Origin of the sequence: Desulfonema magnum (assembly GCF_017377395.1) — a bacterium.
Classification (GTDB): Bacteria; Desulfobacterota; Desulfobacteria; order Desulfobacterales; family 4be13; genus Desulfonema_C; species Desulfonema_C magnum.
Genome location: NZ_CP061800.1, coordinates 6,065,267 through 6,079,123, shown reverse-complemented (window position 1 = coordinate 6,079,123; position 13,857 = coordinate 6,065,267). Strand labels below are relative to the sequence as shown.

Sequence of the window (13,857 nt, the reverse complement as noted above, 5' to 3'; positions counted from 1 at the left end):
GATAGGCGGTATTTAAAAAATCAGATTCATTTTATGGATCAATATTTTTTTTACTCGATGATCAAATTTTTTGACCCGATTCGAACAAAAAGCTTGTCATTCCTGCGAAAGCAGGAATCCATTTTTGGCTGATGCAGCGCTTCCGGAAGCTGTGGATTCCTGCTTTCGCAGGAATGACAGAAAAAAAACTTGATTATCGAATTTTACGGATTATCAGAATATTATGAATTTAGGTGCCGGCTCAAATCTTGTTTTTTATAACCTGTTAATTTTTTTACTTATTTTTATGACAAAGCCGTGGGGGAGAAGGGCGGATTCTGTAGCTTCGGGCTTTCATCCGGTCAGAACCCCCTGCTCTCTCTCAAGGGGGGAATTTTCGATCTGCCGGATATGTTTAATATGGACTTGGCAGATACAGATATCTTACGATTTTGACTGACGGAGAACCTATGAAAAATATTTTATATCAGATGGCGAAATTGGGGGATACCTCGCGGTTTAAAGCTGTAAAGCGTATTCTGCTGACAATGTTTGTTTTTTGCTGTGTTGTGATCTTTTACACGATGCCTTCGATATCCGCAAAGTCAGAAAAGATAATGATCTTTTTTTACAGTTCTGAGACCAATATCAATAACTTTAAATCATTAAAAATGGAATTCGATTCCTACCTTTCCAAGTCAGGCAGCTATAAAATTCAGCCTTTCAACGACAGGAAAGCTTTTGAACAGCATATCAGAGATAAAAAAAACTGTCTTCTGTTTCTGTCCAGTTGGCATTACAGTAAAATATATAAGGAATATTCTCTTAAACCATGTCTTGTGGGCATACGGAATAACAAAAAATATCAGAAAAGAATTCTGATGAGCAGTGCAAAATATGCCAACCTGAAAACAGCGATGAAAGGTCCTGTGGCGTCTGCCAGTAATGAAGCCCATACCAGAAGCGTGCTTACAGAAATGATCAAAAATAAAAAGCTGGCTGATTCGGTCAGGGTGCTGACGGTTCCCAAAGATATTGATGCCCTGATGTCCGTGGGGTTTAAAATGTCAAAATGTGCGCTGACCACAGAAAATGCGGCTGATAATTTAAAAATGACGGACCCCAAGCTTTACGAAAAGATGAGAATATTGGCAGAAGGAAAAGAATCTCTCCTGCTGATAGTGGCTGCGCCTGAAAATTTTACCAAAGACGCTAAAAAGCTAATTAAAATCATTAAAAACATGCCAGGGGACCCGGATGGAATAAACATCATAAAAATGCTCGATCTGGACGGCTGGAAACCAGTTGATCCTTCGGATATTTCGAAACTGGAGGGCTTAAAGTGAAAACAATCAAAAGTAATAAAAAGACAAGTCTTCTCAGAGGGTTATTTTTTTTCTTTTTTTCCCTTTTTGTTTCCGGTGTACTGTTCTCATGTGCGCAGCCTGAAATCGCGCTGAATACCGAAGTGCCGCCCCCTCAGAAAATTCAGAACCCTAAAATTCTGTTGATCAATTCCAATGCCGAGGTGGAAAAATACAGTGTGGTTCAGGAAGAATTCAGGAAAACAGTATCATGTCCCGTATTGGAAATTGATCTGGGGGATAAAAAAGAAAATTATGATATTATCAAACTGTTATCCTATAACGCCGATCTTGTTTACTGTATCGGAGGCAAGGCATATTCTTTTGCAGGCAAATATTTCAATGAAAAAGATATTGTGTTTTCCTCAATCATCAACTGGCTTCGGTTGCCCTCCTTATCTCAGAAGGTTTACGGTGTATCCAACGAACTTCACGCGAGAATGCCAATCTTCATGTTTCGTTCTGTATTTCCTGATATAAAAAAAATCGGCATGTTGTACAGCCAGCAATATACCTCTCAGTGGTTTGAAAAATCCAGGGAGCAGGCCAGCGAACTGGGAATTGAGATTATCGGCAGTGCGGTATCTGACAAAGCATCAGTGATGCCCGCTCTGAGGCAGTTGCTGTCTGAGGCAGATGCCATCTGGCTGATTTCTGATCCCCTGGTCATATCTGAAAAGAAATATTTATTTGAAATATTAAAGAAATGTGACACAAATAAAACGCCTGTTTTTTCTTACCATGACGCGTTTGCCAAAAGCGGGGCAGTGCTGACTGTTTCTGTTGACACCCCCACAATTGGCCGACAGGCAGCAAACATTGTCATGGGAATACTTGCCGGAGAAAAAATTGACGAAAAAGTGCAGTTTCCCGCAGGATCGCACATTATCCTGAACTTAAAAAAGGTAAAGGCCTATGGTCTGAAATACAATAAAAATGCCCTGGGATTGATCAATAACATTATTAAATAACTTAAAGCTCAAAACTCCGACTCCCAGTTTCAAGTTTCGAGTTTCAAATTAAGTACCTAACCATAAGTTTTCGATATCTTCCCGGGGAAGAAACCCGGCTTTTTTTACCGGAACGATCCGCCGCCCGTGACGGAAAAAAGCCGGTTTTCTCCGCTGTTCACAGAAAAAAAAGATGTATAAAAAACTTTTGATCGGATACTTAAAAAGGAGGAAAAATGATGAGGACCATGAAAGCAGTGATTCAAATTTTCATTGTGTTGTTTTTTACCTTTATTAATACCAGCCAGTTGTTTTCCCAGCCCTGGCCGGGCCAACAGGGAGATGGCCCGGCATCAGAATCAGAAAGTGTTGAAACTGAAATTGATAAGGAATTTCAATGGCTTAAAGAAGAGGCCGAAGCCACTTTTGTTATCACCGCATCAAGGGTGAAGGAGGATATCAGAAAATCTGCTGCCTCCATTACCGTCATAACTGAGAAACAAATCCGGCAGATGGGCGCAAGGCATCTGATGGATGTGTTGCGGACGGTTCCGGGAATGTCTTCTTACTTTTATTCTGAAGGATTTTACAGAATAGATTCCAGAGGACTTATGAAGGCAACAGGACAGGATATTCTCATCATGGTGAACAGCCATCCGGTGAATGATAGTTTTTTTGGCGGAGCAACCTGGACCTATGATACCCTCACAGTGGATAACATCAGGAGAATCGAAGTGATCAGAGGTCCCGGTTCTGCCATGTATGGCGCGAACGCATTTTCAGGGGTTATCAACGTGATCACGAAAGAACCGGAAGATATTGACGGCGTTCAGATAACAGCAGGCGGCGGGAGTTACGACACCCGGCAATGTAACTTCCTGTTCGGCAAAGCCAGGGATGAGATGGGCATAGCGTTTAATTTCAACTATCTGGACACCGACGGTTATGAGCCTTATATCGGACAGGACTCCCAGACTGCGGCTGACAATATCTTCGGCACACATACCTCTCTGGCCCCGGGAAAGGGCAAAAACTCTAATAAAAAATATGATGTTTCTCTGATGTTAAAATACAAAGGCTTCAAATTCGACGGAAGATACATCAGAAGAGAGCGGATACCACCTGTGACACCGCTTGGTTCCCTGAATGAAAAATCTGTGAACGATCCCCTGGGCTATTATATGAACCTGAGTTATGAACATGATATATGGGAAAATGTCCGGTTTTTCGGAAAAATTTACAGAAATCACCATCGCTACACTCCGGATTTTTCTCTTTATCCCAATTCACCAATGATGACGCCCGAGGGTCCCGCTTTTCTGTCAGAAGACGGAATAATCGCCAAGCCTTCGAACAAGAACAACCGGACAGGATTTGAAACCCAGGTGACGTATCAGCCGAGAGAAACCCATACCATTGTGTTCGGGGGGACTTATGAAAAAATGAAACAGTATGATGTCAGGTATTTTGCAAATTTTTTATATGATATGGACAACCCCGATATTCTTATTCCCCTGTCATCGGTACGTGATCTCACTGAAGAACAGAACATGAACCGGAATGCTGACAGAGAGTTCTCAGCGGTCTTTGGGCAGTGGTTGTGGGATATTACAGATAATTTTCGTCTGAGCATCGGGGGCAGGTATGATGACTACAGCGATTTCGGGGACAGCTTTAACCCACGGGTGGGGCTGGTCTGGGAGATTATAAAAGGCTTGGATATGAAGCTGCTTTACGGACGGGCCTTCCGCGCACCCTCATTTCATGAGCTCTACAGCCAGAATAACCCGGCTATATGGGGAAATTCTGATCTGGATCCTGAAACCATTGATACTTATGAGGTGAGTTTCGGTACTGTAGTGGGAGGATTCAGCAGCAGGCTGACCGGATTTTGGAATATAATAGAAGACAGCATCAGGGCTGCCAAACTTGATGATGGCCGCTTTGTTTTCCAAAATTCTGATGAGTTACGTTCCCGCGGTGCTGAGGTTGAACTGAAATATGATTTCGGAAGGGGAACATATCTTGCCATGAATTACACATATCAGGACGCTGAAAATACTGATACAAAAGAACGGTCTCCGTCTATTCCGAAACATAAGGGAACAGTGATGGCAAATATCCGATTATCCGATCATTTTAATCTTTACACGGATTTTTATTTTAAGGACGACTTTAAAAGACAGTCGGGCGATGATCGGGAAGATATGTCCGGGTTCGGAGTTGCCAATGCCAGCCTGATTGCAAAAGATTTTTTCAAAGGGCTTGAAATAAGAGGTTCTGTTTACAACCTTTTGGACAAGGATTATACTCTTTCTACATCAAAAGGCTCATTACCCGGGGACCTCTCTATGCCTGAAAGAAATTTTATCGTTGAAATGCGATACAGCTTCTAAGCTGAGTCCGGAGGGCGGAATATTTTTGCTCTTATACAACAATCTGATTATAACGGATTTTGTCCGCACCCTGAGTTCGTTTCGACAGGCTCAACGACCGGTTCCCGTTTCGACAGGCTCAACGACCGGTTCCCGTTTCGACAGGCTCAACGACCGGTTCCCGTTTCGACAAGCTCAACGACCGGTTTCCGTTTCGACAGGCTCAACGGCCGAGAATTCGGAACATACGTCTTTTTTCCGTGTGTTCCGCGGTGTTCCCGGGGCCTCCCCAAAATCCGTTATAATCAGAAAAATTATTTTCGTACTCCGGATAAAAATACCGAAAAGTTTTTGTCAGGTCATTTATTTCAGAGGAAAATAATCCCTTATCGTCATTTTTCCGAGTCACCTTCAATCCCACGCAGAGAGGAAAATGAATAAGCTGCAAGGGTTGCCAGTATGATAAATCCTCCCATGATAATAAACATCAGACCGATACCTCGTCCGGGACCTGTGCCGATAAGCTGCCCCATACTTCCGGCCAACAGACCATCAGGAGCCATCAGTGGTTCAAAGACATGATCCACCAACGGACCGGCCACAAGATACGCCAACGGAAGCGATGATCCCACAATGGCTCCTATCATGGCAAAAGCTCTTCCCTGAACATCGGGCGGGATTTTTTTTTGAAAGATGACGTGGTTGCAACTGTTGATAATGGGGATGCCAAAATAATAGAAAAAAGCTGCCACAGCAAAAAGCGGGGCATAAGTATGCAGTCCCGCGCTCAGAATACATAACCCGATGCCCAGAGCTGAACTGAATATACCGTAAATGTGCCGCTTTGGTCCTCCCCATATGCTCATTGTCAGACCACCTGCAAGCATTCCTATGCTTCCGGTGGAAAGGATAATTCCCAAAACACTGGCGGACGTAAAAGAAAGTATCAGCGGGGTGAATAATACACCGGCCAGTCCTGCAAAAAAATTTGCAATTGTGAAAAATATCAGCAGTCCGAACAGTCCTGACTGCTCTGTGATATATCGCCATCCGTACATTGCTTCGTGAAACAAAGATTTCTTGCCAGTTTTTCTGCCAGGATCAGGGGTGACATCAGGAATCCGAACAAATATAAGCGGGATAAGTGCCATGACAAAGGTTGCGAAATCAATCACGATGATGCCATAAAGTCCTATGGTTCCCAATAACACACCTGCCAACACAGGGGATAGCAGTCGTGCAATGGCCCGTCCCGTCTGGGTCATACCGTTGGCCCGTCCCAGATGTCGTTCAGGCACGAGAAGTGTTATTGCCGCGCTGAAAGCCGGCCCCTGGAAGGCTCTGAAAACAGAATTCAGTGCGTTGAGCAGGCAGATGTGCCAGATTTCAAGTCTGTTGTTGAGCAATAAAATCGCTATGACAACCGTACTCAGCGCAGCTCCGATATCACTGAGAATGATGACCCGGCCGCGGTTCCACCTGTCGGTCAGCGCGCCGGCCAGAGGGGAAATCAGAATAGCGGGCAGCAACGCGCTAATATAAATAAGGGAAAATCGGGTAACCGAGCCTGTTTGCTCGTAAACCCACACTCCCATTGCAAATCCGGTGAGAGCCGAACCAATGAGAGATACGATTTGTCCTCCCCCTATGAGGAGAAAGTCTCGCATCTCCCTGATCACAGAATGCTGTGCCATAATTTTATATTCCTCTGTCTGCTGATCAGATTGAAAAGCCGGGTTTTTTATCTGAAAATATTTTCATAACCAGGGGCGAAAAACCCGGCTTTTTCATGAGCGTTTATATTCCTCTGTCTGCTGATCAGATTGCTTCAAGATAAGGCTTCAGTTTTTCTGCCAAAATTTTAACATAAGGAAGATTCACTATCGTAATATGGTCAGCACCGGGAATATCATGGATTCTGATATGACTGACATGGCGGTTCCATCCCAGCGTCTCATCATCTGTTTGGTTGATGGTCAGATTTTCAGTTGCCCGGAATAAAACGATTTGGCCTGAGTATGACAGGGGTTTGTATTTGAAACGTGAGAGTCTGCCATCTATCTGAAGCTTAAAAATCCGATACTGAAGCGCTGTGTCAACGTCTGAAAGCAGAAGTCCTGCTTTCTTTCTGCACTGCCACAAAACATTTAACATGTCTTCGTGAGAAAGTGATTCAAAATCCTGTCGTATGTCCTCAATCTTATCAGATATCCCCCGAATTTCAGTGTAATAAGAAAGAATATCAAGATCAAACATATCCCTATAGACTGTCATGATATATTCCCACATATCGGCCCGGGTGCTGCCAAAATAGTCAGGCGCAAAAGCATCAATAAATATGAGAAGCGGAACACTTTCCCCTGCTTCACTGATCTGCTGGGCCATCTCAAACGCGATACGTCCCCCTCCGGAATGCCCGCCAATGACATAAGGCCCATGAGGATAAACAGCGCGTATGGATTCAATGTATTTTGCGGCCATGTCTTCAACATGAGTAAGCGATGATGTTCCCGGCTCAATTCCGAAAGCTCGTAAACCATAAAAAGGGTAGTCAGAACCAATCTGACGAGACAGCTCTGCATAACAAAAAACATCCCCCCGGGCAATATGTATAAAAAATAAAGGGGGTCTTTCTCCGTTCGGCTGGAGACATGCCAATGGTGTGAATGTTTCGGGTGTTTTCTGGTGATCGGAAACTTTCAAATGAATTTGCCTTGCCATTTCTTCAACTGTCGGGGAGATAAAAAACGCTCCTAAGTTAATTTCAACATCAAAAGCTTTATGAATTCGGTTTACCATCCGAGCGGCTTTCAGACTATGCCCCCCCAGCTCAAAGAAATTATCCCGGATGCCTATTTTCCTGACTTTAAGGATATCTTGCCAAATATCAGCGAGTTTTCTTTCACTCTCATATCGGGGGGCAATATATTCCTTTTCCCGCACGGTTTCCATTTCCAAAGGACCGGGCAGGGCGTTTTTATCCACTTTGCCGTTAGGAGTAACCGGAAGTTCTGCCAATTGGATAACATAAGAGGGAACCATATAATCCGGCAGTGTTTTTTTCAAATGTTCGCGAATCTGATCAGAAATGAAGTCTTTGTCAGGATCTGTTGGCACCACATAAGCGACCAGTTCCTTATTTTCATCAAAATCTCTGACCACGACAACAGATTCCCTTACGGCTTCATGATTCAGAAGACAAAGTCTGATTTCTTGCAACTCAATCCGGTAGCCTCGTATTTTTACCTGTTCATCATTCCGGCCTGTAAATTCAATGTTTCCGTCTGGCAGCCAGCAGCCATTGTCACCGGTTCTGTATAAAAGGGATTCCGAATCAGGGCTGAAGGGGTCGGACACGAATTTCTCCGCATCCAGACCGGGACGATTGAGATAGCCGCTGGCAATCCCCCGTCCGCCTATATATATTTCACCCGGCACACCGATTGGCTGAGGTAACATATTCTGCCCCAGAATATAGATCCGAATATTGGAAATCGGACGCCCGATGGGAATCCTGCCCCTTTGATGGGAATCCTGTCGGCATAACCAGCAGGTCGTGTTCATGGCTGCTTCTGATTGTCCGTACAGGTTATACAAGGGGATTTTCAGTCGGGTAAAAAATTTTTCCTGCAAATCAGCAGACAGAGGCTCCCCACCTGAAAAACAACGCTTTAAACCGAGGCAGAGTTCAAGGGCCGGTGTTTCTAAAAAAACACGAAGCATTGAAGGCACAAAATGGATGGTGGTGATTTTATGTCTGATGATAAGCCGTACCAGATAAGCACTGTCCTTTTGACCACCGGGTTTTGCCAGAACAGACCTGGCTCCCGCGATAAGGGGCCAGAACATCTCCCATATTGAATTATCAAAACTGAAAGGTGTTTTTTGTAACACACTGTCTGAAGGGGTGAGATTAAAAAATTCCTGGCGCCAGCACAATTGATTGGTCAGTCCGAGATAAGTGTTGATCACCCCTTTGGGCTGCCCGGTGGTTCCCGATGTATAAACCACATACGCGGGACTGTCAGGGCTGACATGTCTGATGGGATTGTCCTCACATAACTGAGCAATGGCAGGCCCGTCCGTATCCAGGCAAATGATCTGAATATCTCCCATGCTGAAACGATGTGCAAGATGCTTTTGAGTCAGCAGGAGAGATATTCCGGCATCTCTGATCATAAACCCGAGTCTTTCAGAGGGATAATCCGGATCCAGAGGCACATAGGCCGAACCTGTTTTGAGAATACCGTATATGCCGACAATCATTTCCAATGAACGTTCCGCACAAATGCCGATCAGAACTTCCGGTCCCGCCCCCAGGTTTTTAAGATGATATGAGAGCTGATTTGCCCGGGTATTCAGCTCACGATATGTGAGTTGCTGATCTTCAAATATCACTGCTGTGGAATCCGGGGTCTTTTCAACTTGATTTTCAATCAGGTCTGTAACGGTTTTGTCAATGGGATAGTCTCTGACCGTATCATTGAATTGATAAACGACCAGATTTTGTTCATCTTGTGTCAGCATGTTCAGACGACAGACAGGCTGATCCGCATTTTTTAAAATGCTGTCCGTCAGCGTCTGAAAATGTGTCCCCATCCGCTTTATTCGGTCTTCTCGGAAAAGATCAGTGTTGTACTTGAGTTTTACCAGTATGTCTTCTCTTTCCCAAAACTCAAAAGTCAGATCAAACTTGCTGATCGGGAAATCCTGTTCAAGGGTTTCTATACGGAGTTCCGGAAGAGAGAGGTCCGCGGCCTCATTGTTCTGCATAATTACCAATATGTCAAAAAGCGGCGAACGGCTCATATCGCGATGCAAGTTCAGATCATCCACCAGTTTGTCAAAAGGATATACCTGATGATCATAAGCTTCTGTTGCTGTCTGTCTGACCTGTTCTAAGAAGGATACAAAACTCGCGTTTTCGTCTATCTGATTTCGTAATACAAGTGTATTGACATAAAAACCGATTTGATCTTCAAGGTCTGCATGATTTCTTCCGGCAATGGGACTTCCCACAATGATATCTTTCTGGCCTGTGTAACGGTAAAGCAATACTTTCACCACGGCTAAAAGCGTCATATACAGGCTCACCCCCTGTTTCAGATTAAATTCCCGGACACGTTCTGTTTGCTTGGGAGAAAGCGTGAAAGAAGCTGTGTTCCCTTCAAATGTCTGCAAAGGGGGACGGGGGAAATCTGTGGGCAGATCAAGTATGGGTATCTCACGGCTGAGTTTTTTATGCCAGTAGTCCCGGTGGATTTCGATTTCACTGGTTTTTAGAAAATGGTTCTGCCATGCTGCATAATCCTTGTACTGAATACGAAGCGGTGGAAGCGGGTTTGGTTTTTTCTGAGAGAACGCATCATATAACTGGCAAAATTCCCTCGCCAGTATTCCCGTTGACCAACCATCTGAAATAATATGATGCATATTAAAAAACATAATGTGATAACTGTCTGATATTCTGTACAAAGACACTCTGATAAGCGGCCCGTTTTCCAAATCAAAAGGCGCTGTTGCTTCTTTACAGAATTTCTCCCTTATGATCTTTTCCGGTTGTGTTTCCGCTATTATATCTGTAAAATCAACTTTAAAATTCAGATTGTCGTGGATTTTCTGACGGAGTTCTCCGTCTGCCATGACAAACGAGGTTCGTAAAGACTCATGACGCTGTATCAGCGCTGTAAAGGCCCGCTGAAATGCTTTCCTGTTCACTTTCCCTTTTAATGCAAGTGCGGAAGGCATGTTATATGCTTCATTGCCCTTCCTCATCTGACTCAGCAGCCACAATCGTTGTTGAGCATGAGAAACAGGATAATCCTCTGCCTGGGGAATCTTTTCGATAGAAACAGAAGAAGACCCGATATTTTTCGTGCGAAAGAACTCAAGAATCTCTGCTTTACGCGTCCGCAACTGATCAAATAATTCAGGTGTCAGAACATTTTCAGGAGCATTATAGCGCAATCGCTCTCCTTCTGCCCAAAGTCTTATGTCCAGAGCGCCGAGGTAAGTCAGGAACGCTTTAATTGTTTTCATTGTTCGTCCTTTGTTCTTTAATGGTCTTCATAGCTCTCCCTCTGTTCGGTTTCCTGTCTTCGGATCGGGCGGAGCCTGAAGCTTTTGCAATGTCATATGAATGTTTTTGATATGCCCTGCCAGACCGGCCACCGTGGGTTCTTCAAACAGGTCGCTTAAAGAGAGTTCCATTCTGAATTTTTCCCGCAACCGGGAGGCCACCCGGGTAGCCAGCAGGGAATGTCCTCCGAGTTCAAAGAAGCTGTCGTAAATTCCGACCTTACCGACACCAAGTAATTCCCGGAAGATTTCAGTCAGGATTTGTTCTGTTTCATTACGCGGGGCCACATAAGCATTTGCCAAATTCGGTCCTGAGTGTTGCGAGGGCGATTTTTTTTCTGAGATATCATTTTGTTGAGACTCCGAACTTGGGATACGGCTCTGAGTTTCAGGGCCTGTTCCCGTTTTTGGTTTCCGGTCCCCGGTTTCAGCCCAGTAGCGTTTACGCTCAAACGGATATGTCGGCAGGGGAACACGGTAACGCTGCTCACGGGCATGGAATTTGTTCCAGTCCGCAGAAACACCTGCAAGCCAGAGCCTGCCGAGTGTGGTAAGAATGAATGCTTCATCTGACTGCTGATCCCGGGGATGACGCAGGGAGTTCAGTATAATTTGTTCTGTTGTTCTGTCTGTCTGACGCATGGCCAGCGTACTCAGTGTTCTTCCGGGTCCCACTTCCAGCAGAATTCGTCCGGGATCTCTGAGCAGTTCCTTCACGCCGTCGGAAAAACGAACTGTCTCACGCAGATGCTTTGCCCAATATGCGGGATCAGTGGCTTGCTCTTCCGTAATCCATGTGCCGGTAAGATTGGAGATATACGGAATCTGCGGCCGGTTCAGACGCAGATTTCCCACAAGCTCGGTAAACTTCCCCATCACCGGGTCCATCATCTCCGAATGAAATGCGTGAGAGGTATGCAGTCGGCGGTATTCAATCCCCTGAGGGGCAAGCTGGTTCTCCAGTTGCTCAATATCTGTGACGCTGCCCGAAACTACGCAAAAGCAGGGCGCATTCACAGCCGCAAGAGAGAGTGTTGAACCAAGCAGAGGAATGATATCTTTTTCAGGAAGCGGAAGGGCCGTCATTGCTCCGCCAGGAAGTTCCTGAACCATCTGTCCCCGGGCCGCAACCAGGGACAACGCATCTTCCAGGGAAAACACGCCCGCGATACAGGCTGCCACATATTCACCAATACTGTGTCCGATCATGGCCTTTGGATGAATCCCCCATTCCATCAGCAGCCTGGCCAGAGCGTATTCGATTACAAAAAGGGCTGGCTGTGCAACCGCAGTGCGGCTGATATCATCGGACGGCTGACTGTCAGGGCTGGTTCCCGGGGGATATAACACAAGGCGCAGGTCATATCCCAAATGAGGTCTGAGAAGTTCCGAACACAAATCAACCTGTTCTCGGAAAGCGGGTTCGATCTGATAAAGTCCCCGTCCCATGTTTACATACTGGGAACCCTGTCCTGAAAACATAAACGCCACGGAACGGTCCTGAGACTCCCGGAAGCTCGTCAGCACCCGCCGCGGATTCATGTTGCGGAAGACGGTCTCAGCATCTGTTATATTCTGGCAAAGTGCCATCCCACGGTAATCAAATCCTTTTCGTCCTGCCTGAAGCGTATATGCCACGTCAGCAAGCTGAATCTCAGGATGAGATTTTAAATGGTCAGCCAGATTTACTGTCATTTTGTTCAGGGCGGATTCAGTCTTTGCAGACAACAGGACCAGGTGCCAGGATTTGTCAGTCTCTGTCCGAGGGGCTCTGACGGCCGCGGGCCATTCCTCAAGAATCATATGGGCATTGGTTCCCCCGATGCCAAAGGAACTGACACCGGCCCGTCGCGGCATGTCCCCTGTATTCCATTCTGACAATTCAGTATTCACGTAAAACGGACTGTTCTCAAAAGCGATTTTCGGATTCGGCGCTTCAAAATGAAGGCTTGGCGGGATCATTCCATGTTTGATGACAAGGGCGGTTTTGATAAGACTTGCCACGCCCGCGGCCGCGTCCAGATGTCCGATATTGGTCTTTACCGAACCGATTGCACAAAATTTCTTTTTTTCCGTACCTGTATGAAATGCCTCAGTCAGTGCCTGGATTTCAATGGGGTCTCCTAAAACAGTGCCGGTGCCGTGGGTTTCCACATAAGTAATTGTATCAGGCGGGATATCGGCAATGGCCTGGGCTTCGGCGATCACATCTCTTTGGCCTGTTACCCCGGGCGCGGTATATCCCACTTTTAATGACCCGTCATTGTTGACCGCAGATCCTCTGATGACCGCGTAAATATAATCTCCGTGTGTCAGGGCCTCGGGCAGTCGTTTCAGAAGCACAATACCGCATCCGTTTCCCGGGACAGTTCCCCCGGCTTTGGCGTCAAAGGCACGGCAATGACCATCAGGGGAGAGAATCATCCCCTCTTCATACACATACCCCTCTTTTGGCGGAGAACCGGCCGAGACTCCGCCGGCCATTGCCATGTCGCATTCTCCGTTCAGCAGGCTCTGACATGCCAGATGAACAGCCACCAGAGAAGTGGAACACGCGGTCTGGACATTCAGGCTGGGTCCCCTCAGATTGAGCTTATAGGAAATCATGGTGGGCAGAAAAGCCCTGTCATTGGAGAGCATCACCTGGTACGCGTCGGCTGATCCGCCCACAAGTCCCAGGTTCGGATAAATATTGTTGAGAAAATAGGTGTTTATTCCGGCACCCGCGTACAGACCGATAAGCCCTTTGTAAGCCGCGGGATCATATCCCGCGCTTTCAAGAACCTCCCACGCGCATTCGAGGAATATCCGGTGCTGGATATCTGTCATCTCAGCGTCCCCGGGATTGAATCCGAAGAAAGACGCGTCAAACATGTCACTTTCCGGAATGATTGCCTTTGCCCGCACGTATTCACGCATTTTCAGAAAATACGGGGGCGTTCCTGAAGCTGTCAGCTCCTCATCCGAGAAAAAGGAGATGCATTCCCTGGCCTGTTTCAGGTTCTGCCAGAACGTCTCAATGTCCGAAGCCTCCGGAAACCGGCACGACATGCCGATAATGGCCACAGACGCCTCATCCGCAGCAGTATTCAGTTTGTTTACAGATTCCAT

At 46.0% G+C, this 13,857-nt stretch carries 6 protein-coding genes; 3 read left to right on the top strand and 3 right to left on the bottom strand.

Annotated elements, in window-relative coordinates:
• Positions 1-449 precede the first annotated feature (449 nt).
• From dnm_RS23215 to dnm_RS23205, 3 genes are all read left to right on the top strand, one after another.
• Positions 450-1,325: a PhnD/SsuA/transferrin family substrate-binding protein gene (locus tag dnm_RS23215; RefSeq protein WP_207679272.1), complete on the top strand. Its 876-nt coding sequence runs from the start codon at positions 450-452 to the stop codon at positions 1,323-1,325.
• On the top strand, positions 1,322-2,314 hold the full coding sequence (locus dnm_RS23210; RefSeq protein WP_207679271.1) for an ABC transporter substrate-binding protein: 993 nt from the start codon (positions 1,322-1,324) through the stop codon (positions 2,312-2,314). The genes dnm_RS23215 and dnm_RS23210 overlap by 4 nt, the downstream gene beginning before the upstream one ends.
• A 215-nt stretch (positions 2,315-2,529) precedes the next feature.
• Complete coding sequence (locus dnm_RS23205) at positions 2,530-4,689, top strand: TonB-dependent receptor plug domain-containing protein (protein ID WP_207679270.1); 2,160 nt, start codon at positions 2,530-2,532, stop codon at positions 4,687-4,689.
• A gap of 371 nt (positions 4,690-5,060) precedes the next feature.
• On the opposite strand, the gene dnm_RS23200 is transcribed toward dnm_RS23205, so the two are convergent.
• From dnm_RS23200 to dnm_RS23190, 3 genes are all read right to left on the bottom strand, one after another.
• Complete coding sequence (locus tag dnm_RS23200; RefSeq protein WP_207679269.1) at positions 5,061-6,362, bottom strand: MFS transporter; 1,302 nt, start codon at positions 6,360-6,362, stop codon at positions 5,061-5,063.
• 124 nt (positions 6,363-6,486) lie between these two features.
• Positions 6,487-10,707, bottom strand: coding sequence for a non-ribosomal peptide synthetase (locus tag dnm_RS23195; RefSeq protein ID WP_207679268.1), 4,221 nt, complete (start codon positions 10,705-10,707; stop codon positions 6,487-6,489).
• A gap of 27 nt (positions 10,708-10,734) precedes the next feature.
• Positions 10,735-13,857 carry a type I polyketide synthase gene (locus tag dnm_RS23190; protein WP_207679267.1) on the bottom strand — a complete coding sequence of 1,041 codons (3,123 nt, stop codon included), beginning with the start codon at positions 13,855-13,857 and terminating at the stop codon, positions 10,735-10,737.